Genomic DNA, 20,619 nt, shown 5'->3' with positions numbered 1-20,619 from the left:
GGGCCTCAACCGCGAAAACGGCTTTTCACCGCGTGGGATACTGGCTTTCCTTGTACTCACCTTGTACTTGGAAACTCCGGAACCCGAGCAGAACGGCAGCCACTCCATGGCCTCGGTCACGTCCCTCACCGCTTCCGTCCATCAGCGCCTCGCGGACGCCCTCTCGGCAGCCCTGCCGGAGGCCGGTTCCGCGGACCCGCTGCTGCGCCGAAGCGACCGGGCCGACTTCCAGGCCAACGGGATCCTGGCCCTCGCCAAGAAGGCGAAGGCGAACCCGCGCGAGCTGGCGACGCAGGTCGTGTCCCGGGTCGAGTCGGGTGACGTGATCAAGGACATCGAGGTCTCCGGGCCCGGCTTCCTGAACATCACGATCACCGACCGGGCGATCGTCGAGACCCTGGCGGAGCGGTACGCGGACGGTGAGCGCCTCGGGGTGCCCCTCGCGGAGCACCCGGGCACGACGGTGATCGACTACGCGCAGCCGAACGTGGCCAAGGAGATGCACGTCGGTCACCTGCGGTCCGCGGTCATCGGCGACGCGGTGGTCCAGATCCTGGAGTTCACCGGCGAGTCCGTCGTGCGCCGGCACCACATCGGCGACTGGGGCACCCAGTTCGGCATGCTCATCCAGTACCTGATCGAGCACCCGCACGAGCTGGACCACAAGGGCGGCGAGGTCTCCGGCGAGGAGGCCATGTCGAACCTGAACCGGCTCTACAAGGCGGCGCGGACCGTCTTCGACTCCGACGAGGAGTTCAAGACGCGGGCGCGGCGCCGGGTGGTGGACCTCCAGGCGGGTGAACCCGAGACGCTGGCCATGTGGCAGAAGTTCGTGGACGAGTCGAAGATCTACTTCTACTCGGTCTTCGACAAGCTGGACATGGAGATCCGCGACGCCGACGTGGTGGGCGAGTCCGGCTACAACGACATGCTGGACGAGACGTGCCGCATCCTGGAGGAGTCGGGCGTGGCGGTCCGCTCGGACGGCGCGCTCTGCGTGTTCTTCGACGATGTGAAGGGCCCGGACGGCAACCCGGTCCCGCTGATCGTGAAGAAGTCGGACGGCGGCTACGGCTACGCGGCCACCGACCTCTCCGCCATCCGTGACCGGGTCGTCAACCTGAAGGCCGACAGCCTGATCTACGTGGTGGACGCCCGGCAGTCCCTGCACTTCAAGATGGTCTTCGAGACCGCGCGCAGGGCCGGCTGGCTGAACGACGACGTCAAGGCCCACCAGCTCGCCTTCGGCACGGTGCTGGGCAAGGACGGCAAGCCGTTCAAGACGCGTGAGGGCGAGACGGTCCGGCTGGTCGACCTGCTCGACGAGGCGATCGACCGGGCGACGGCCGTCGTGCGGGAGAAGGCCGAGAAGGTGGGCCTGAGCGAGCGGGAGATCGAGGAGAACGGCCGGTACGTCGGCATCGGCGCCGTGAAGTACGCGGACCTCTCCACCTCCGCCGTCCGGGACTACAAGTTCGACCTGGACCAGATGGTCTCGCTGAACGGTGACACGTCCGTGTACCTCCAGTACGCGTACGCCCGTATCCGGTCGATCTTCGGCAAGGCCGGTGACCGTGCGCCGCTGGCCCACCCGGAGCTCGAACTGGCCCCCGCGGAGCGGGCGCTCGGTCTGCACCTGGACCGGTTCGGCGAGACGCTGGAGGAGGTCGCCGCCGAGTACGCCCCGCACAAGCTGGCGGCGTACCTGTACCAACTGGCCTCGCTCTACACGACGTTCTACGACCAGTGCCCGGTCATCAAGCCGGCGCCGCCGCAAGAGATCGCGGAGAACCGCCTGTTCCTCTGCGACCTGACGGCCCGCACGCTCCACCAGGGCATGACCCTGCTGGGCATCAGGACGCCCGAGCGGCTCTGACCTCGGATCCACGGCTCCACGAGAAGCCCCGCTGTCCGGGCGCCCCGGACAGCGGGGCTCTTCGCTGTCCGGGGGCGGTTCTGCCGGCCGCCGGGCACCGCGCCCCGGTCTTTGTCAGTGGCGGGTCCTACAGTCTCCGGCATCTTCCCAATCCGCTGCCGCGGCTGACGGCAGACCCGAGCGGGCGCGCGCTCGGGCTCGAACTCCCGCCCGGGAGACTGATCGACGCTGGGGGTACCTCCCACGCCCTTGAGGCAGTGGGGGAGAACGACGGCCCGTGGCACGAGCCGCTGCTGTGGCACGCCGAGGACCGGGCGGCTCCCGGGTCCTGGGCGGCGCTGGCCCCGGCCAGGGCCTCCGGTCTGCTGCCGGTGCTGGTGGACGTGGGCGGCACGCAGAGCGGCCCGGAGGACTGGGAGTTGATGCCCGACGAGGTGTCCTACCCCGGGGACCACGACGCCGACGAGGTGCTGGCCGAGTTCTGGGAGGAGTACGCGGCGGAAGAACTCGACGCGGACCAGGACTACCCCGGCAAGGAGAAGGTCGTCGAGATCTTCGGGGAGCAGCCGGCCCTCGACGAGACGATCGCGCCGTACGGGCCCCTCTGGCCGGGCCTGGCCGCCGCCACCACGCCGGAGGCGGATCCGGACGCCCGCGCCGCCGAGGTCGCCGACTCCCTCGCGGGCCACGGCTCGTGGCTGAAGGAGCCCCGGCTGGCCCTCGTCCCGGCGCGCCGCAGCGCCGACATCCCGGCGGTACTCGGCTGGTCGGGCCCGCTGAACCACGAGAACGACGTGGCGCGTCTGTGCGCCGTGCTCCGATCCTGGGAGGACCGCTTCGGCATACGCGTGGTGGCCCTCACCTTCGACCGGTTGATGCTCTCCGTGGCGGCCCCGCCGACCACGATGGCGGAGGCCGAGGCGGTCGCGGCGGAGCACTTCGCGTTCTGCCCGGACAACATCACCCAGGGCCACCACACGACCCTGCGGGAGTACGCCGAGCAGGAGGTGCTGAACGAGCGGGTGTGGTCCTTCTGGTGGGACTGACCGGCGTCGGGACGCGCCCCTGGCGGGGACCGGCCGAGGTCAGCCGCGCAGCCCCGTCCCCAGTCGGCGCAGCCCCTCCGCGATCTCGTCCGGGGTCTGCGTGACGAAGCACAGGCGCAGGGTCGACGTCTCCGGCGTGCCCGCGTAGAAGGGGGCGCCGGGGACGTATGCCACGCCCTGGTCCACCACGCGGCGGAGCAGGGCCGTGGTGTCGTACGGCTCGGGCAGGCGGGCCCAGAGGAACATGCCGCCTTCCGGGCGGGTCCAGGTCGACCCGGCCGGGAGGGCGTCGCCGATTCCGGCGAGCATCGCGTCGCGGCGGTCGCGGTAGACGGCCGCGACCCGTGCCACGTGGACGTCGAGGTCCCGGTCGGCCAAGTACCGTACGGCGGCGAGCTGGTTGACGGTCGGGGTGTGCAGATCGGCGGCCTGCTTGGCGACGGCGCAGGCGCGCCGCAGTGCCGCGGGCGCCCGCAGCCAGCCCAGCCGCATGCCGGGTGCCATCACCTTGGAGAAGGACCCGAGGAGCACGGTCCGGTCCCCGGCACCCTCGTAAGAGGTGATCCACGGGACACGCTCGCCCTCGAAGCGCAGCTCGCCGTACGGGTCGTCCTCGACGATCCACAGCCCGCGCGCGGCGGCGACGCGGGCGACGGCGGCCCGCCGCTCGGCCGGCAGGGTGCGCCCGGTCGGATTCTGGAAGGTGGGCACGGTGTAGAGGAGCTTCGGGCGTTCCCGGGCCACCAGTTCGTCGAGGGCCTCGGGGTCGATGCCGTCGTCGTCGCCGGGCACGGCCAGCACCCGCGCCCCCGCGAAGGCGAACGCCTGAAGTGCCGCCAGATAGCAGGGACTTTCGACGAGGACGGTGTCGCCGGGGTCCAGCAGGGCGGTGGCGAGCAGCGACAGCGCCTGCTGCGAGCCGGTGGTGACGAGGACGTCGTCCGGCCCGGTCGGCAGCCCGCGCGCGCTCGTCCGCCCGGCGAGGGCCGCCCGCAGCGCCGGTTCGCCCTCGGTCGTCGAGTACTGCAGGGCCCGTTGGGGCTGCTCGGCGAGGACGTCGCGGTACGCGGCCGCGATGCCGACCGCGTCGAACAGTTCCGGGGCGGGCAGGCCGCCCGCGAAGTTGATGACCTCGGGGCGGGCCGTGACCGCGAGGATGTCCCGTACCGGCGAACCGCCGATCGCGGTGGCCCTCGCGGCGAGCGGGGGCACGGGGGCGGTCGCGGCTGCACGGTCGGTGACGGTCACGGGTGACGGCTCCTTGTCCTTGCGGGGGGCCCCGTCGCGCAGGGGCCGGCTCGTGCCCGCACCCTAGGCCGGTGTGTGTCGCCCACACCCGTCAATTCCGGGATACGGACATACGGACGGACAGCAACTCGCCGACGGCGTCTAGGGTTTGACGCCCGTCGCGACGTACACGTTGATGTCCGCGTCCGTGACGTCGTTGATGTCGCGGTAGCGGACCTTTTCGATGTCGTCGAACGTGGCCAGGAAGGCGGGGTCGGCGGCCTCGGGGGCCGGGGCGTTGCCGTCGGGGCGCCAGTGGTGCGCGGGGACGACACCGGGCCCGTCCAGTACCAGGCCGTTCTCCGTGAAGAAGCGCTCGACCTCCGCCTTCGAGCGCAGGACGAAGGTGAACCCCCGCTCGGTGAAGGTCCGTTGGACCGCGCGGATGTTCTCTGCGTTCAGGTCCTCGGTGAGGTGGCTGAGGACGAGCCGACTGCCGGACGGCAGCGCGTCGACGAGTCCCCGCACGATCGGGTACGCCTCCGCGTCCTCGACGAAGTGCAGAACCGCGACCAGCACCAGGGCGAGCGGCTGGTCGAAGTCGATGGTCTTGGCGGCCTGTTCGAGGATCTGCCCGGGTTCCTTCAGGTCCGCGTCGATGTAGTCCGTACGGCCCTCGGGCCCGCTGGTGAGCAGGGCGCGCGCGTGGGCGAGGACCACCGGGTCGTTGTCGACGTACACGACCCGCGCGTCCGGGGTGATCCGCTGGGCGATCTGGTGGACGTTCTCCTGCGTGGGCAGTCCGGTGCCGATGTCCAGGAACTGCCGGATGCCGTTCTCGGCGGTCAGCGCGGTCACGGCACGGCGCAGGAAGTCGCGGTTGTGCCGGACGTCGAGGTAGCCCCGGGGGTTGGCGGCGAGCGCGGCGGCGGCCGCGTTCCGGTCGACCGGGTAGTGGTCCTTGCCGCCGAGCAGGACGTCGTAGACCCGGGCGGGGTGCGCCTTGGTGGTGTCGATCCTCCTTCTCAGCTCCGCGGGGTCCTGGCTGAGGGCGTCACCGGACATGGGGCATCTCCCTGGAGGGTCGCGTCATTCAACGGCCAACAACCTAACTCCTGAAGGGACTTGATCGTGCCCCGATCACCCGGTGGGAGCCGATACCCACTCGCTGCCGCCCAGCGGATGGTCGTAGGCGGGTCGGCCCGTGTTCCCGCTCGTCCGGAACGGCTTCCCGTGGTCGTCGACGCGGACCGTGCCGCTCTTCGTCCCGCTGGACCAGTCGAGTTCCAGGTACCAGCTCACGTCGTGCGCCCGTGCGTCCGCGACCACGTAGAAGACCTCGGGGTCGGACTCGCTGACCTTGTACGGGAAGTCCCGCTGCCCGTTCTTGAGCGCGGTCACGGGCTGCCCCGCGTCGAGATCCACGGTGAACGCCTTCGTCTGCATCCCGCTGCCGCAGCCCACGCCCATCGCGTAGTCGTTCCAGAGGAGCGGCACGTCCTTCTGCACCACCCGCACGTGCAGCGCCTCCAGGACGACGGTCGCCCTGCCGGTGCCCTGCACGGTCAGCGCGACCATCTGTTCCCCGCTCGCGACCCCGCCGAGCGCGGTGACCCAGCCGCGCGCGTCCGACTCGTTCGGCGGCGGCGGGGGCACCTGTGCGGCGTCCCGGTTGACCAAGTAGTGCTGGCCGCACGGTCCGTCCCACTTGTACCCGTCGGCGACGACGGCCGGCGCTCCGGCGCCGTCCTCGGCCGTGCCGTCCCCGGCCTTCCCGGCCGCACCGCTCCCGACCACACCGTTCCCGTCGACGGCACCGCCGATCGTCGAGCTGGACACCTTGGGCCTGCCGCTGTGCGAGGCGGACGGCGAGGCCGACCCGTGGTGGGCGGGTGTCGTACCGGTGCCACGCGTGCCCGTCGCGGGCGGTATTCCCAGGGCCACGGCCTTTCCCTTGGAGGCGTCGTCACCTCCGTCGGACCCGAAGTGCAAGGCCAGCGTGGTGGACACGATCGCGGTCACCACGACAGCGACGGCACCGGCGAGCAGCAGAGCCCGTCGGCTCCGCTTCACCGGCCCCGATACCGGTACCGGCACCGGCACCGGCTCGGGCACCGAAGCCGGAGCCGGAGCCGCAGCCGCAGCCGAACCCACGGCCTCCTGCCCCGCCCTCGACACCGAACCCGGCAGGTTCCCGGCCCCCGTCGGGCTCCCGGCCGCCCCGCCACCCGGACCGGAGTCGGCCCCCGCGCTCCCGCCCACCGTCTCGGCGCCGTCACGGTCACTGTCACCTTCCGCGACCGCGACCGTCACCGCCGCCGATCTCACTACCGCTGCGCCCGCCGCTCCCGGCGGGGTCCCCGCGCCCGGGGTCTTCTGCCTCCGCAGCGCGTCCGCGAGGACCCAGCTCCGGTGCAGCTCGATCAGCTCCTCCGGAGTCGCCCGGCACATGCGCGCGAGGCGCTCCACGGGCGCGTAATCAGTCGGTACGGCATCCCCGTTGACGTACCGGTGCAACGTGGACGTACTCACGTGCAGCCGTTTGGCGAGCGCCCCGTAACTGAGCCCGGACCGTGCCTTCAACTCCCTCAGCAGTCCCGCGAACTCGTCCCCCGCCACCGTTCCTCCATCCCCCGCGTCCCGGACCGCGTTCCAGGCCGACACTGTTTTCCCAGCTCAGACCCTGTGCGAACGTTCCGGCTTCCCGAATACCCCGGCGATGGTGGTGGCCGGGACGGAACACCGCACAAGCTTCGGTCATCCAAGCACGCCGCTCCCGCCGACCGGTCGAGCGGCCGACCAACCAGCGACACCCCAGGGGGATCACCATGTCCGCACGCACCACCCGGACCACCCGTACTGCCCGTACCCGCTTCCTCGCCGCCACGGCGGTCGCACTCGCCGCGCTGACTCTGACGGCGTGCAACGACGGCAACGGCGTACGCGGCGAAGGCCCGTCCGACACGTCCGCTTCCTCGGCACAGCAGAGCGGACCGGCGGCCGACGCGAGCACGACGGCGAAGCCCGCGGCCAACGGCACCGCGAGCTCCACGGGCGGCTCGACGGGCGGCTCGAAGAGCACGTCCACGGCCGCCGGGTCCACACAGGGCTCCGGCAAGAAGAACGGCACCGGCTCCAAGACCGGTTCCACCGGGGGGACCGGCTCCAGGAACGTGGCCTGCGACGGCTCCACGACCAAGACGACCGCGACCGCGGTGTCCCGTCCGCTCAACCACCTGCTGCTCACCGTCACCAACACCGGCACGAGGAACTGCGACCTGACCGGCTATCCGATCGCCCGCTTCGGCGAGGCCCAGTCCGTCCCGCCGGTCGCGGAGGAGACCCACCCGCAGGCGGTCGTCACCCTCGCTCCCGGCGAGTCCGGCTACGCGGGTGTGCTGCTGTCGGCGGCCGACGGCAGCGGGGGCAACGGCTACACCGCCAAGACCCTGGAGGTCGGCTTCGACAAGGGCCGCGGCGCGACCCCGGCCCTCCCCGCGAAGGGCGTCTACGTCGACGACAAGCTCACGGTGACGTACTGGCAGCAGGACCTGGACACCGCGCTCTCCTACTGAGCGCGGCACGCAGGCGGACCCAGCCGCGGACGTGGGCACGACGCCCCCAGCGGCTGGGTTCCCATGCCCAAAGGCCTTCGCCGAGCAGAGTCGTTGGTGCCGGTGATCACCGTTTCGCCGATCCTTCCCATGGCATACGCTGCCGAAAGGCGACGCAATGAGCCGAACCGCACCGTGAGCCGAGAGGTCGATGGCACAGGAACCGACGTCACACCGACGAGATGCCGGTCCGGCCGGCGCTCCTGGCGACAGGTCGGCAGATGTCAGGCCCGCTGACACGTGGAACTCGGGACTGTCGTCGGAGGAGTTCGCCGCGATCAAGGGTGCCGGGTTCGAACCGGTCGGAAAGGTGCTCGGCACGGCCGTCTTCAACATCGGATACACCGGCGTCTGGGGCTGCCCGGGCGCGTGGTCGGTCACCGACGGCAAGCCCGTACCGTCCTCACCGTGGTCGTCGTCGTTCGCGCCGTTGGTGAGGACGATGTACGCGGCGCGCAGGCTGGCACTGTCCCGGGCGGTGGCCGAGTGCCGCGCGCTCGCCGGCGACGGAATCGTCGCGGTGCGACTGCGGGTCGACGAATTCCCCGCGGGGGGACTGGAGTTCACCCTGCTGGGCACCGCGGTCCGGGCCCGCTCGCGGATCCGCCCGCGCCAGCCGTTCACGTCGCACCTGAACGGCCAGGACTTCGCCAAGCTCATCCACGCCGGATGGGTTCCCGCCGGACTCGCCTTCGGTATCGCGCTCGCCACCCGGCACGACGACTGGCGGACCTCACGCCGGATCTCCTGGACCGCGGGGAACCAGGAGGTCGACGGCTACACCCAACTGATCGGCCATGTCCGCCAGGAGGCCCGGAACCAGCTGGCCCTCGACGCCGCGAAGCAGGGCGGTGACGGGGTGGTCGTCGACAGGATCGAACTGCGGGTGCGTGAGAGCGAGTGCACCACCACCTACGGAGAGACCCGCGACCTCGACGCGGAGGCGGTCTTCGTCGGCACCTCCGTCGTCCGGTTCGACCGCCCGCGGCGATCCACCGGGCCCCGGCCCCTGACCATCATGAGACTGGAGCGCGAGCGCTGACATGACCGAGCGAACAGGGCGGCAGCCGACCGGACAGGCCGCACAACCGACCGCCGGGAGTCTGCCCGAGGACGCGATGCGGCGACTTGCCCGGCTCGCACCCGGGGAGAAAGGCTCGCTCTTCACCTCGGACCTGACGGTGAACGAGTTTGTGCTGGTCCGCGAGGCCGGCTTCCGTCCGCTCGGACTGGTTCTCGGCTCCTCCGTGTACCACGTCGGCATCCAGCTCGGCCGCTGGTCGAGCAACCAGGAACTGACGAAGCTGTCCCAGGCCATGTACAGCGCGCGTGAGCTGGCGATGAGCCGGATGGAGGCGGAGGCGAGCGCGCTGGGGGCGGACGGGATCGTGGGTGTACGGCTGGACATCGAGTTCAAGGAGTTCGGGTCGGACATCGCCGAGTTCATCGCGGTCGGCACGGCGGTGAAGGCCGACGGCGCGGACCCGGGACCGGGCGGAACCTGGCTCAACAACAAGGGCAAGCCCTTCACCTCGGACCTGTCCGGCCAGGATTTCTGGACCCTGATCCGGGCCGGCTACGCGCCGCTGGACATGGTCATGGGCTCGTGCGTCTACCACGTGGCCCACCAGCGCTTCGGTCAGGTGCTCAGCACCGCGGGCCGCAACGTCGAGATCGAGCAGTTCACCCAGGCTCTCTACTCCGCACGCGAGCTGGCGATGAGCCGTATGCAGGCGGAGGGTCAGGCCCTGGAGGCCGAGGGGATCGTGGCGGTCCAGCTGACCCAGCACTCGCACACCTGGGGATCGCACACCACCGAGTTCTTCGCCATCGGGACGGCGGTGCGCCCGCTCCGCGACGACCACGTCATCGAACGTCCGACGATGGTGCTGAGCCTCGATGCCTGAGACGGAAGATGCCTGAGATGGATGTGGAACTGCTCGCGGCGGCGCTGCGCCGGGACAGCGCGGACCTGAACCTGTACGCCCGGGTCCTGTCGGAGACCCTGACGGACTCGCTGCCGCCCGGCGCCGTCCGGGTGGGGCGCAGGCGTTCCGTCGCCGACCGGCTGGCCGGGCGCGAGGGTACGGTCGCCGAGCTGGACATCGCGCTCGGAGAGCAGCGGCTCTCGCTGCGGATGGACCGGGGTCCGGTGACCGGGGAGATCCGCCACGAGGTCCGGGGCATCGTGCTCTCGCGGCGCACGGTGGGCCTGGACGAATGGGTCGACGCCCTGGCCCAGTCGCTGGCCGACGCCGCGGCCTCGAACGCCCGCGCCCGCGCGGCCGTCGAACGCTTCCTGGGCTGACCGGCCCGGCCACCGCACACTCGGCGGCCGGTCCGACGCAGCGCCGGGCCGACTGCCGGGACCGACACCGGCGGACAGCCCGGGCCGGTCGCTAGCGCAGGTTCCGCGCGACCTCGGTCGCCCAGTACGTGAGGATGTTCTGCGCGCCGGCGCGCTTGATGCCGGTCAGCGTCTCCAGGATCGCCTTGTCGCGGTCGATCCAGCCCTTCTCGGCGGCGGCCTCGATCATCGAGTACTCGCCGGAGATCTGGTAGGCGGCGACCGGCACGTCCGACGCGTCGGCGACGCGGGCGAGGATGTCGAGGTAGGGGCCCGCGGGCTTCACCATGACCATGTCGGCACCCTCCTCCAGGTCGAGCGCCAACTCCCGCAGGGACTCCCGGGCGTTGGCCGGGTCCTGCTGGTACGTCTTGCGGTCGCCCTTGAGCGAGGAGCCGACGGCCTCCCGGAAGGGGCCGAAGAAGGCGGAGGAGTACTTGACGGTGTACGCCAGGATGGCCACGTCCTCGCGGCCGATCTGGTCGAGGGCGTCCCGGATGACGCCGATCTGGCCGTCCATCATCCCGCTGGGGCCCACGATGTGGGCGCCCGCGTCGGCCTGCACCTGGGCCATCTCGGCGTACCGCTCCAGGGTCGCGTCGTTGTCGACCCGCCCCTGGTCGTCGAGCACACCGCAGTGTCCGTGGTCGGTGGTCTCGTCGAGGCACAGGTCGGACATCACGAGCAGTTCGTCGCCGACCTCGGCGCGGACGTCGCGCAGGGCGACCTGCAGAATCCCGTCGGGGTCGGTGCCGGGCGTCCCGAAGGCGTCCTTCTTCGCCTCCTCGGGAACCCCGAACAGCATGATCCCGGCGACCCCGGCCTCCAGCGCCTCCACGGCCGCCTTCTTCAGGCTGTCCCGCGTGTGCTGCACGACCCCGGGCATCGAGCTGATCGGCACCGGCTCGCTCACACCCTCGCGGACGAACGCGGGGAGGATGAAGTCGGCCGGGTGCAGCCGGGTCTCGGCGACCATCCGGCGCATGGCGGGCGTGGTGCGCAACCGCCGCGGACGCGTACCGGGGAAGGATCCGTACTTCGTCATACCGTCTACGCTACGCCCGTCACGGGGGCACCTTTACCGACTCGGCGTCGGAGCCCGACGGGCCTCCGGGGCGGAGGCCGCGCCGGGCGATCGGAGTCCGTCAGCCGTGACTCCAGGGGCGCGACAGGCAGACATCCCAGGCGAATCGCCGAAGCCGCGCCTGCTCGATGTGACCCCGCCCCTCCTACGCCTCCCGCGTGGGAGCGGCCGCCGCTCCCGTCTCCCCAGTGACGAGCCGCAGGTCGGGCTCCGGTGCCAACTGGCCGATCTCCAGGGCGGCCTCGCGCCAATTGGCGCAGAGGGCCAGAAGCTCCTCGGGGGTCCGGTTGCCGTCGGGCGGGGATGGCTGACAGGGCAGCTCGCGGTGGAGCATGGCCAGGGCGAACCGGACTCCCCACATGGCAGCCCCCGCGTACGGCTCGACGCCTGGGTCGTCACCGGTACCGGCATTTCGCAGGGCGTCGAGGGCGCTGGAGGCCCGGAGCAGGTCGTGGTAGACGTCCACGTAGGCGGAGTGGGTCGCATGTACGTGCATGGTCGTTCCTCTCGGGAGACTCAGACGAGGGCCGGCACGTCCACCGGAGCCACGGGAGCTTCGCCGGGCCGGGCGGCACGGCAGTCACGGCACCACGCTCCCTGGAACGGTGCTCTGAAGCCCCTGTCGCAGCCGCCTTCGCAGGTCACCATGGCGGGCGGAGGGGGCAGCGGCCGACTCGGGAACGGCCCGCCCTCACCGGCCCCCGGAGGGGACGGCAGCGCCGGTGGGAGCAAATCCAGCAGACGGTTGCGGAGGAAGCCGGCCGGGTGCCGCACATGAAGGGGAAGATCCTCGGTCAGGGCGTAGACCACCGACGCTCCGCCGAGACCGTTCTCGAACCAGGCGACGACCAGCGGAGCCAGCCGCCGTACCTCCCGCCCGGACAGCGTCAACCGGGTGTCGGTCCGGCGCAGCCCGGCGAGCAGCGCCTCCGCCTTGTCGTGGTGCTCGTCGCGGGACGGCTTCGAGGGCTCGGCGTTCTCGGCTTCGGTGGCCGATGCGCCGACGTGTGCGGTGTCGGGTACGACGTCGGGTGCCATGAGCGGCTCGGGCACGGTGTCGCAGGGCAAGCCGCCGGAGGCGGGGAGGTCCGGGGCCGCTCGGTTCGGGGGCGGGGCAGCCTTCATCGGCGGGGTTGCCGGGGCGGCGGCCGTTTCCGGTTCTCCCTCCCGCCGGGCCCGGGTGAGCGCGGGGGCGTGGAAGGCGTACGTACGGGTGATCATCTGCCCGGAGGGGAGCCGTTCCCGGACCCGCTCGACATAGCCGCGAGCCTCCAACTCCCGTAGTGCGCAGGCGATCCGGGCCCGCCCCTCGGGGAACCGCTCGGCAAGGCTGCGGATGTCGACCCGCGCACCCTCGGGCAGCGACAGGATGTGCACGGCGATCCCGATCGCGGTCGCGGAGAGCCCTCGGTGCTGGGCGAGATGGTTGCCGACGATCGTGTACCGGTCGGGCTGGTACTCACGTACGTGCGTGACACCGGAGTGGGTGGCGTTGCGCCGTACTCGCTGCTTCGGGAGCAGCGCATCGATAAGCTGGGTCACAGCCATGGGGAAGGTCTCTGCTTCCTCGTTGGTCAGGCCCTCGCACTGGGATTGCCGTCCCGGCGGGGGCCGAAGCATGTGTGGGCATGTGGAGTTGTGGACGTTGCCTGCGGCGAGCGTGCAGGTCCGGACCGCCCGCGCGCCACCCGTACCGGCCCGATTCACCCGCCCGTGTGACATGGGCCCGGTTTGGTTGGTTGGAAGGGATTTCCCCGGGTTCTTTACTCCTCTTACCGCCCGCCGCCCCGGGCCTCGCGTCACCGAAGGACGCCTCACCGGGCTCCGGTTCGGACGTCACCGGCAAGGCCCGAGATCGAGTTCCGCCCACACCGTCTTGCACGGCACCGGCCCCTGCCGAACACCCCAGCGGTCCGCGAACTCCTCCACCAGCAGCAGCCCGTAGCCCGATTCGGACCGCGTCTCAGCCCCGCCCCTCACCCGGGTGGGCCACCGTTCGCCCCGGGCGTCGGCGACCTCCACGCACAGTGCCCGGGGAGCGAGGACGGAGAGGGTGAGACGGAAACTCCGGCCGGGGACGCGTCCGTGCAGGACTGCATTCATGGCGAGTTCGGCGACGACGAGCCGGGCCGGGTCCAACGGCAGCCCCCAGGCGTGCAGTTGCTCCGCCGCGAGCAGTCGCGCCAGGCGAGCACCTCTCCGCGTGGCGGACAGCGGCACCGAGAAGTGATGGAGCGGAGCGTGCGCAGTTCGTTGATTCACGTCACTCAGCGTGTTCGGTCGTACGTACCCTGTGAAGTGCGGCAGCCCGTGCGGACGGTGTCTGTCCGGGTGGCGTCCGGTTCTGTCCCGGCTGTACGGGGTGACCGGGGAGCCGGTGGCGGGGTTGGGCGGGGAAGTGCGCGGCTGGAGGGCGACGGGCATGAGCGCATGGGACGCGGGGCCGGAGGACGACGAAGAGGCCGGGGCGGTGATGAGAACCGTCCAGCGCCAGTTGAAGCTGTGGCGGGAGTCCGCCGGCCTCACCCAGGCCGAGTTCGGCGCGGCCATCGGGTACGGGGAGGAACTGGTCTCCTCCGTCGAACGGGGGCGGCGCATCCCCCGGCCCGAATAACTGGACCGCGCGGACGAGATCCTGTCGGCGGGCGGCCGACTCGCGGCCCTGAAGGAGGACTTGGCGGAGGTCCGCTACCCGAAGAAGGTACGAGACCTGAAGCGGCTTGAGGCGGACGCGATCGAGCTCGGCGCCTACAACAACTCCGTGATTCATGGGTTGTTGCAGACCGAGGACTACATCCGGGCCTCGGTCGCCACCCGGCGCCCTCCGTTCTCGGAGGACGCCCTTGACCTGCACGTGGCCGCCCGTGTGGCCCGCCAGGGCATCTTCAGCGAGCAGACACCGCGCGTCTTCAGTTTCGTACAGTGCGAATCGACGCTACGACGTCCTATCAGCGGCAGAATGGTGATGCGAAGGCAGCTCGAACACCTGCTGGCGGTAGCCAAGTTGAGCAACGTCGACCTGCAAGTACTGCCGCTGAATCGCGAGGACAACGCCGGCTTGGCAGGCTCGTTCAGACTGCTCAGGCTGCGGGACGGAAGCACCGTCGGCCACAACGAGGTTCAGCTCATCAGCCGGGTGATCACCGACCCCAAGGAGGTTCAGATCCTGGACATTCGCTATGGAATCATCCGGGCACAGGCTCTCGCCCCTCGGGATTCAGTGGCCTTCATCGAAACGGTGCTGGGAGAGACATGACCCGCAAACCTGCACAGGAAGACGGACCGGCTCTGGAGTGGATAAAGAGCAGCTACAGCACTCCTGACGGCCCCGACTGCGTCGAAGTGGCCTGGAGGAAGAGCAGCTACAGCACGGCTGATGGTCCCGACTGCGTCGAGGTGGCCGCGGCCCACGTCCGCATCCTCATCCGTGACTCGAAGAACCCCGCCGGCCCCCGCCTCGCCCTCACCCCGACCGCCTGGGCGGCCTTCCTGCCGTCCGTCTGACCGGGCGTACGACGAAGAACGCCCCGCCGTCTCCCGTAGGAGGCGGCGGGGCGTGCTCACCTGTTTCAGGTGGTCCGGCGCCTGCGCGATCCCGGACGCCGCTCGCTCGGCCGGGTGACCGGGTCACCGGCGTCCAGCGCGGCGGCGCGGCGGCGCAGACCGAAGTCCGCCAGGGCCTCCGCCAGCTTGTGCACGGAAGGCTCCGGAGCCATCACGTCGACCCGCAGCCCGTGCTCCTCGGCCGTCTTGGCCGTCGCGGGACCGATGCAGGCGATCACCGTCACGTTGTGCGGCTTGCCGGCGATACCGACCAGGTTCCGCACGGTCGACGACGAGGTGAAGAGCACCGCGTCGAAGCCGCCGCCCTTGATCGCCTCGCGGGTGTCCGCCGGCGGCGGCGACGCGCGCACGGTGCGGTACGCCGTGACGTCGTCGACCTCCCAGCCCAGCTCGATGAGCCCGGCGACGAGGGTCTCCGTGGCGATGTCGGCCCGGGGCAGGAAGACACGGTCGATCGGGTCGAAGACCGGGTCGTAGGGCGGCCAGTCGTCCAGGAGACCCGCGGCCGACTGCTCGCCGCTCGGCACCAGGTCCGGCTTCACGCCGAAGGCGATGAGCGCCTTCGCGGTCGACTCGCCGACCGCCGCGACCTTGATGCCCGCGAAGGCACGGGCGTCGAGCCCGTACTCCTCGAACTTCTCCCGCACGGCCTTGACCGCGTTCACCGAGGTGAAGGCGATCCACTCGTAGCGGCCCGTCACCAGGCCCTTGACCGCGCGCTCCATCTGCTGGGGTGTGCGCGGAGGTTCGACGGCGATCGTCGGCACCTCGTACGGCACGGCCCCGTACGACCGCAGCTGGTCGGAGAGCGACGCCGCCTGCTCCTTCGTACGCGGCACGAGCACCTTCCAGCCGAACAGCGGCTTGGACTCGAACCACGACAACTGGTCGCGCTGGGCGGCGGCGGAACGCTCACCGACCACGGCTATCACCGGGCGGCCACCGTCCGGGGACGGCAGCACCTTCGCCTGCTTCAGCGTCTGCGCGATCGTGCCGAGGGTCGCCGACCAGGTGCGCTGACGGGTCGTCGTACCGGCGATCGTCACCGACATCGGGGTGTCGGGCTTGCGGCCGGAGGCCACCAGCTCACCCGCGGCCGCTGCCACGGAGTCGAGCGTCGCCGACACCACGACGGTGCCGTCGGAGGCGCCGACCTCGCTCCAGCAGCGGTTCGACGCGGTCCGCGCGTCGACGAACCGTACGTCCGCGCCCTGCGCGTCCCGCAGCGGCACACCCGCGTACGCGGGCACACCGACGGCGGCCGCGATGCCGGGCACCACCTCGAACGGAACACCCGCGCGGGCGCAGGCCAGCATCTCCTCGGCCGCGTACGTGTCGAGCCCGGGGTCACCGGACACGGCACGCACGACCCGCTTGCCGCCCCGCGCGGCCGTCATGACAAGATTGGCAGCGTCCCTCGACGCGGGGTCACCAACGGTTGTTGACGTGCTGTCAACAACCGTCAGCTGAGGCGTGCCTGTGCCCTGGTACGGAGCCGGCGAAGTGTCCGGATCCGTGTTCAGAACGGCGACGCCTTGTCTGGCATGAACACGTACTACGTCGAGCACATCGTGCTCGGCGACGAGGACGTCCGCGTTCGCCAGCGCCTCGACGGCGCGCAGTGTCAGCAGCCCTGGATCTCCGGGTCCGGCACCCAGGAAGGTGACGTGCCCGTGGACCGGACCGGCGGGAAAGTTGGTGGGGCTCACAGTGCTCGCTCCCCCATCAGACCGGCCGCGCCCTTGGCAAGCATCTCGGCGGCGAGTTCACGGCCGAGCGTCATCGCTTGGTCATGTGTCTCGGGCACGGGACCGGTGGTGGACAGCTGCACCAGCGTCGAGCCGTCGGTCGTACCGACGACGCCGCGCAGGCGCATCTCCTTGACAACCTGCTCGTCGGCCAGAAGGTCGGCGAACGCGCCCACAGGTGCGCTGCAGCCGGCCTCCAGGGCGGCAAGCAGGGATCGCTCGGCGGTCACGGCGGCCCGGGTGAACGGGTCGTCGAGCTCTCCGAGCGCGGCGACGAGGTCCGCGTTGGACGCGGCACACTCGATCGCCAGTGCCCCCTGGCCGGGGGCGGGCAAAACGGTGTCGACCGACAGGAAGTCGGTGACCTCGTCGATCCGGCCGATCCGGTTGAGTCCGGCGGCGGCGAGCACGACGGCGTCGAGCTCCCCGGCGTGGACGTACCCGATGCGGGTGTCGACGTTCCCCCGGATGGCGACCGTCTCGATCGTCATGCCGTGGTTGCGCGCGTACGCGTTCAGCTGGGCCATACGGCGCGGCGAGCCGGTGCCGACGCGGGCGCCGTCCGGCAGCTCCTCGAAGGTCAGCCCGTCGCGGGCGACGAGTACGTCGCGCGCGTCCTCGCGCACCGGCACGGCGGCCAGCGCGAGGCCCTCCGGCTGCGCGGTCGGCAGATCCTTGAGGGAGTGCACGGCGAAGTCGACCTCCCCGCGCAACAATGCCTCCCGCAGCGCGGTCACGAAGACGCCCGTGCCGCCGATCTGCGCGAGGTTCTCGCGGGAAACGTCGCCGTACGTCGTGATCTCAACGAGCTCGACGGGCCGTCCGGTCACCTTGCTCACGGCATCCGCCACCTGCCCGGACTGGGCCATGGCGAGTTTGCTGCGCCTGGTCCCGAGCCTCAAAGCCTGCTCACTCATGCTCGCCCTCGGTTCTTGGCGTTCTCGGTGTTGTTCTCGGCCCGCGAGACGGCGGCGACCGTCTCCGGGTCCAGGTCGAACAGGGTCCGCAGCGCGTCCGCGTACCCGGCACCGCCGGGCTCGGCGGCGAGTTGCTTGACCCGTACGGTCGGCGCGTGCAGCAGCTTGTCGACGACGCGCCGCACGGTCTGGGTGATCTCGCCGCGCTGCTTGTCGTCGAGGTCCGGCAGCCGTCCGTCCAGCCGGGAGATCTCGTTCGCGACGACGTCGGCGGCCATGGCGCGCAGCGCCACGACGGTGGGGGTGATGTGCGCGGCGCGCTGGGCGGCGCCGAACGCGGCCACCTCGTCGGAGACGATCCGGCGGACCTGGTCCACGTCGGCGGCCATCGGCGCGTCCGCGGAGGCCTCGGCCAGCGATTCGAGGTCGACGAGCCGCACACCGAGCAGCCGGTGCACGGCTGCGTCGATGTCACGGGGCATCGCGAGGTCGAGCAGCGCCAGCACCGGCGCGGGGCGCGGGGCCTCGGCGACGGGTTCGGGCCTGCGACGCTCGGGGATGCGGCCGACCGTGGCGACGGTGGCGGCCAGCGCGGCGATGAGGTCGGCGTCGGCGCCGGCCTCTTCATCGGGCGTACGACGGCTGTCGCGGCGCTCGACGGTTCCGGTGCCCTTGTCCACCCAGGCAGCGTGCTGCTCCAGGGTGGCGGCGTCCATGCCGGCGACGGCCGCCTCGCCCATCACGGAGAAGCCGGTGGCGCCCTGCACGGCGGACAGGTCCAGCGGGCAGGCGTCCTCGGTACCGGCACCTGCGGGAGCGAGGTGACCGGCCGGACCGGCCGACGTCTCGCGCAGCGCCGCGGGTGTTCCCGTACGTCCTTCGACGGCGGCCGCGACGGTCTCGGCCGTCAGGACGATCCCGGTCGCTCCGGTGCAGGAGACGGCGATGTCGGCACGTGTCAGCTCGACCGGCACCGAGGCCATCGGTACCGCGCGGGCCAGCACGTCCGTGTCGTCGCCGCCGTTGAGGATCTCGGCGAGGCGCTCGGCGCGGTCGGGGGTGCGGTTGGCGATCACGATCTCGCCGACGCCGACACGCGCGAGCGTCGCGGCGGCCAGCGAGGACATCGAGCCCGCGCCGATGACGAGGGCCTTCTTGCCCTTGGCCCAGGCCTCGACCGCCCGTCCGGCGGACAGCTGCTCCAGGCCGAAGGTGACCAGGGACTGTCCGGCGCGGTCGATACCGGTCTCGGAGTGGGCGCGCTTGCCGACCCGCAGTGCCTGCTGGAAGAGATCGTTGAGGAGACGGCCCGCGGTGTGCAGTTCCTGCGCGGTGGCGAGCCCGTCCTTGATCTGGCCGAGGATCTGGCCCTCGCCGACGACCATCGAGTCCAGGCCGCAGGCCACCGAGAAGAGGTGGTGGACGGCCCGGTCCTCGTAGTGCACGTACAAGTAGGGGGTGAGCTCCTCCAGGCCGACGCCGCTGTGCTGGGCGAGGAGCGTGGACAGCTCGGCGACGCCCGCGTGGAACTTGTCCACGTCGGCGTACAGCTCGATGCGGTTGCAGGTGGCGAGCACCGCACCCTCGGCGGCCGGCTCGGCGGCGAGGGTGTCCTGGAGCAGCTTGACCTGGGCGTCCGGGGAGAGCGCGGCCCGCTCGAGGACGCTGACCGGGGCGCTGCGGTGGCTCAGTCCGACGACGAGGAGACTCATGCCGGCATCACGGCGGGAACATCCCCGTCGGGCCCTTTGCCGTTGTTCTCCCGCTCGGCCGGGGCGGCGGCACCGGCCTGCGCCTCGGCCTCCTCGCCGGCCTTGCGCTGCTCGTGGAAGGCGAGGATCTGGAGCTCGATGGAGAGATCGACCTTGCGCACGTCGACGCCGTCCGGGACGGTCAGGACGGTCGGCGCGAAGTTCAGGATGGAGGTGACCCCGGCGGCCACCAGGCGGTCGCAGACCTGCTGGGCGGCTCCGGCCGGGGTGGCGATGACACCGATCGAGACACCGTTCTCGTCGATGATCTTTTCCAGCTCGTCCGTGTGCTGGACCGGGATCCCGGCGACGGGCTTGCCGGCCATCGCGGGATCGGCGTCGATGAGCGCCGCCACCCGGAATCCGCGGGAGGCGAACCCTCCGTAATTGGCCAGTGCCGCACCGAGGTTGCCGATACCGACGATGACGACCGGCCAGTCCTGGGTGAGCCCCAGTTCGCGGGAGATCTGGTACACGAGATACTCGACGTCGTAGCCCACACCACGCGTCCCGTAGGAGCCGAGGTAGGAGAAGTCCTTGCGCAGCTTCGCGGAGTTGACCCCCGCCGCGGCCGCGAGTTCCTCGGATGAGACCGTGGGTACCGAGCGCTCCGACAGTGCGGTGAGGGCTCGGAGGTACAGCGGAAGCCGGGCGACGGTGGCCTCGGGAATTCCTCGGCTGCGGGTCGCCGGTCGGTGAGTTCGGCCAGTTGCCACGGTGCTCCTGCGGGTAGAGCGGGGCTTTAGGCGGTCACACGTACCTAGACCGCCCCGTCGCATGCAGGCTATGTCTTTGTGAACGCGTGCACAAAGACAGTGTCCGATTTGCCCGGCCAACGTGACCGGGGTCACGCATGCCCGGCGCGCCCGTATGGAACCGGCGCGCAGACGGCTTTGTTCCGTACTTGAAGGGGGCAAAACCGCACACTCTCCTCAACGAATCCCACCCCCGAGACCAATCGCCGCCGATCCTAGGCGACTTTCCCGGCCCCTTGGGCTGCTCGGTCAGGTCACAAGTCGGGACACATCACGGACGCGGTGGGCGTCCCCGCGCACAACTCACCGCGTGAGGGCTTTGCGAAGGCGTTCCTCGTTCACGCGCCAGAAGGTGTGCTGCGCGCCGTCCACCAGCACGACCGGGATCTGCTCCCAGTACTGGCGGTGCAGCTCCTCGTCCTCGGTGATGTCCTTCCCCTCCCAGGGGACCCCGAGATCGGCACACACCTTCTCGATCACTTCCTGTGCGTCATCACACAGATGACACCCGGGCTTCCTGATCAACGTGACCAGACGCTCCTCGGGCGCCTTCCTCTCCGTACGGCGGTCGCTGCGCCGGAACATGGGGCTCATACGCGCCATTCTCCCGCCCCGGACGCCAGGGTGGGCGCGCTCCGCGCTTTACGTGACAACAGGCCCTCGCACGGGGCCGACGCGCCGCGGCGACGA

19 protein-coding genes and 1 pseudogene are annotated in these 20,619 nt (G+C 71.0%); 8 read left to right on the top strand and 12 right to left on the bottom strand.

Annotation, left to right across the window (positions count from 1 at the left end; translation table 11 throughout):
- Positions 1 to 106: 106 nt before the first annotated feature.
- Positions 107 to 1,876 (top strand): arginine--tRNA ligase, encoded by a 1,770-nt coding sequence (gene argS, locus ACFYR3_RS19480; RefSeq protein WP_355841002.1) that lies wholly within the window; start codon positions 107 to 109, stop codon positions 1,874 to 1,876.
- A 155-nt stretch (positions 1,877 to 2,031) separates the two neighbouring features.
- A complete protein-coding gene (locus ACFYR3_RS19475; RefSeq protein WP_389284186.1) occupies positions 2,032 to 2,922 on the top strand; it encodes a DUF4253 domain-containing protein in 891 nt (296 codons plus the stop codon).
- 39 nt (positions 2,923 to 2,961) lie between these two features.
- Here ACFYR3_RS19475 and ACFYR3_RS19470 read toward each other — a convergent pair whose 3' ends face one another.
- The 3 genes from ACFYR3_RS19470 to ACFYR3_RS19460 form a co-directional block, all read right to left on the bottom strand.
- Positions 2,962 to 4,170: a PLP-dependent aminotransferase family protein gene (locus tag ACFYR3_RS19470; RefSeq protein WP_389284006.1), complete on the bottom strand. Its 1,209-nt coding sequence runs from the start codon at positions 4,168 to 4,170 to the stop codon at positions 2,962 to 2,964.
- Positions 4,171 to 4,311: 141 nt separating this feature from the next.
- Complete coding sequence (locus ACFYR3_RS19465; protein ID WP_355840932.1) at positions 4,312 to 5,214, bottom strand: SAM-dependent methyltransferase; 903 nt, start codon at positions 5,212 to 5,214, stop codon at positions 4,312 to 4,314.
- A gap of 75 nt (positions 5,215 to 5,289) precedes the next feature.
- Positions 5,290 to 6,768: a helix-turn-helix domain-containing protein gene (locus tag ACFYR3_RS19460; protein ID WP_389284004.1), complete on the bottom strand. Its 1,479-nt coding sequence runs from the start codon at positions 6,766 to 6,768 to the stop codon at positions 5,290 to 5,292.
- Between the two features lie 209 nt (positions 6,769 to 6,977).
- Between ACFYR3_RS19460 and ACFYR3_RS19455 the strand changes: the two genes are divergently transcribed.
- From ACFYR3_RS19455 to ACFYR3_RS19440, 4 genes are all read left to right on the top strand, one after another.
- Positions 6,978 to 7,724, top strand: a complete 747-nt coding sequence (locus tag ACFYR3_RS19455) for a DUF4232 domain-containing protein (protein WP_355840936.1) — start codon at positions 6,978 to 6,980, stop codon at positions 7,722 to 7,724.
- Positions 7,725 to 8,073: 349 nt separating this feature from the next.
- The gene (locus tag ACFYR3_RS19450; RefSeq protein ID WP_355840938.1) at positions 8,074 to 8,805 is read left to right on the top strand and encodes a heavy metal-binding domain-containing protein; all 732 of its coding nucleotides are present in this window, start codon (positions 8,074 to 8,076) and stop codon (positions 8,803 to 8,805) included.
- Position 8,806: 1 nt separating this feature from the next.
- On the top strand, positions 8,807 to 9,670 hold the full coding sequence (locus ACFYR3_RS19445; RefSeq protein WP_389284001.1) for a heavy metal-binding domain-containing protein: 864 nt from the start codon (positions 8,807 to 8,809) through the stop codon (positions 9,668 to 9,670).
- Between the two features lie 17 nt (positions 9,671 to 9,687).
- A complete protein-coding gene (locus ACFYR3_RS19440) occupies positions 9,688 to 10,071 on the top strand; it encodes a hypothetical protein (RefSeq protein ID WP_355840942.1) in 384 nt (127 codons plus the stop codon).
- Between the two features lie 91 nt (positions 10,072 to 10,162).
- On the opposite strand, the gene hemB is transcribed toward ACFYR3_RS19440, so the two are convergent.
- From hemB to ACFYR3_RS19420, 4 genes are all read right to left on the bottom strand, one after another.
- Positions 10,163 to 11,155, bottom strand: a complete 993-nt coding sequence (gene hemB / locus ACFYR3_RS19435) for a porphobilinogen synthase (RefSeq protein ID WP_389283999.1) — start codon at positions 11,153 to 11,155, stop codon at positions 10,163 to 10,165.
- A 184-nt stretch (positions 11,156 to 11,339) separates the two neighbouring features.
- On the bottom strand, positions 11,340 to 11,690 hold the full coding sequence (locus tag ACFYR3_RS19430; RefSeq protein WP_389283997.1) for a hypothetical protein: 351 nt from the start codon (positions 11,688 to 11,690) through the stop codon (positions 11,340 to 11,342).
- A 20-nt stretch (positions 11,691 to 11,710) separates the two neighbouring features.
- A complete protein-coding gene (locus ACFYR3_RS19425; protein WP_389283995.1) occupies positions 11,711 to 12,742 on the bottom strand; it encodes a helix-turn-helix domain-containing protein in 1,032 nt (343 codons plus the stop codon).
- Positions 12,743 to 13,030: 288 nt separating this feature from the next.
- A complete protein-coding gene (locus ACFYR3_RS19420; RefSeq protein WP_389284184.1) occupies positions 13,031 to 13,465 on the bottom strand; it encodes an ATP-binding protein in 435 nt (144 codons plus the stop codon).
- A gap of 151 nt (positions 13,466 to 13,616) precedes the next feature.
- Here ACFYR3_RS19420 and ACFYR3_RS19415 point away from each other — a divergent pair.
- Positions 13,617 to 14,450 (top strand): annotated as a pseudogene (locus tag ACFYR3_RS19415) (helix-turn-helix transcriptional regulator).
- Positions 14,447 to 14,698 carry a DUF397 domain-containing protein gene (locus ACFYR3_RS19410; protein ID WP_355840956.1) on the top strand — a complete coding sequence of 84 codons (252 nt, stop codon included), beginning with the start codon at positions 14,447 to 14,449 and terminating at the stop codon, positions 14,696 to 14,698. The pseudogene ACFYR3_RS19415 and the gene ACFYR3_RS19410 overlap by 4 nt, the downstream one beginning before the upstream one ends.
- A 65-nt stretch (positions 14,699 to 14,763) precedes the next feature.
- On the opposite strand, the gene ACFYR3_RS19405 is transcribed toward ACFYR3_RS19410, so the two are convergent.
- From ACFYR3_RS19405 to ACFYR3_RS19385, 5 genes are all read right to left on the bottom strand, one after another.
- A complete protein-coding gene (locus ACFYR3_RS19405) occupies positions 14,764 to 16,467 on the bottom strand; it encodes a uroporphyrinogen-III synthase (protein ID WP_389283993.1) in 1,704 nt (567 codons plus the stop codon).
- A complete protein-coding gene (gene hemC / locus ACFYR3_RS19400; protein WP_355840960.1) occupies positions 16,464 to 17,423 on the bottom strand; it encodes a hydroxymethylbilane synthase in 960 nt (319 codons plus the stop codon). Before hemC ends, ACFYR3_RS19405 begins: the two co-directional genes overlap by 4 nt.
- Complete coding sequence (locus ACFYR3_RS19395; RefSeq protein ID WP_355840962.1) at positions 17,420 to 19,135, bottom strand: glutamyl-tRNA reductase; 1,716 nt, start codon at positions 19,133 to 19,135, stop codon at positions 17,420 to 17,422. The genes hemC and ACFYR3_RS19395 overlap by 4 nt, the downstream gene beginning before the upstream one ends.
- Complete coding sequence (locus ACFYR3_RS19390; protein WP_328554170.1) at positions 19,132 to 19,890, bottom strand: redox-sensing transcriptional repressor Rex; 759 nt, start codon at positions 19,888 to 19,890, stop codon at positions 19,132 to 19,134. The genes ACFYR3_RS19395 and ACFYR3_RS19390 overlap by 4 nt, the downstream gene beginning before the upstream one ends.
- 342 nt (positions 19,891 to 20,232) lie before the next feature.
- Entirely contained in the window at positions 20,233 to 20,532 is a 300-nt protein-coding gene (locus tag ACFYR3_RS19385; protein WP_355840964.1) for a glutaredoxin family protein, read from the bottom strand.
- Positions 20,533 to 20,619: the final 87 nt, after the last annotated feature.

Source organism: Streptomyces sp. NPDC005784 (assembly GCF_042871525.1).
In the GTDB taxonomy this organism is placed as follows: Bacteria; Actinomycetota; Actinomycetes; order Streptomycetales; family Streptomycetaceae; genus Streptomyces.
This window is presented reverse-complemented; position numbering and strand designations above follow the sequence as displayed.

Excerpts from the sequence above, each read along its gene's own strand:
- ACFYR3_RS19445 (WP_389284001.1), top strand. The coding sequence starts at position 8,807 with ATGACCGAGCGAACAGGGCGGCAGCCGACCGGACAGGCCGCACAACCG.
- ACFYR3_RS19440 (WP_355840942.1), top strand. The coding sequence starts at position 9,688 with ATGGATGTGGAACTGCTCGCGGCGGCGCTGCGCCGGGACAGCGCGGAC.
- ACFYR3_RS19410 (WP_355840956.1), top strand. The coding sequence starts at position 14,447 with ATGACCCGCAAACCTGCACAGGAAGACGGACCGGCTCTGGAGTGGATA.
- hemC (WP_355840960.1), bottom strand. The coding sequence starts at position 17,423 with ATGAGTGAGCAGGCTTTGAGGCTCGGGACCAGGCGCAGCAAACTCGCC.
- ACFYR3_RS19425 (WP_389283995.1), bottom strand. The coding sequence starts at position 12,742 with ATGGCTGTGACCCAGCTTATCGATGCGCTGCTCCCGAAGCAGCGAGTA.
- ACFYR3_RS19465 (WP_355840932.1), bottom strand. The coding sequence starts at position 5,214 with ATGTCCGGTGACGCCCTCAGCCAGGACCCCGCGGAGCTGAGAAGGAGG.
- hemB (WP_389283999.1), bottom strand. The coding sequence starts at position 11,155 with ATGACGAAGTACGGATCCTTCCCCGGTACGCGTCCGCGGCGGTTGCGC.
- ACFYR3_RS19455 (WP_355840936.1), top strand. The coding sequence starts at position 6,978 with ATGTCCGCACGCACCACCCGGACCACCCGTACTGCCCGTACCCGCTTC.
- ACFYR3_RS19385 (WP_355840964.1), bottom strand. The coding sequence starts at position 20,532 with ATGGCGCGTATGAGCCCCATGTTCCGGCGCAGCGACCGCCGTACGGAG.
- argS (WP_355841002.1), top strand. The coding sequence starts at position 107 with ATGGCCTCGGTCACGTCCCTCACCGCTTCCGTCCATCAGCGCCTCGCG.
- ACFYR3_RS19430 (WP_389283997.1), bottom strand. The coding sequence starts at position 11,690 with ATGCACGTACATGCGACCCACTCCGCCTACGTGGACGTCTACCACGAC.
- ACFYR3_RS19395 (WP_355840962.1), bottom strand. The coding sequence starts at position 19,135 with ATGAGTCTCCTCGTCGTCGGACTGAGCCACCGCAGCGCCCCGGTCAGC.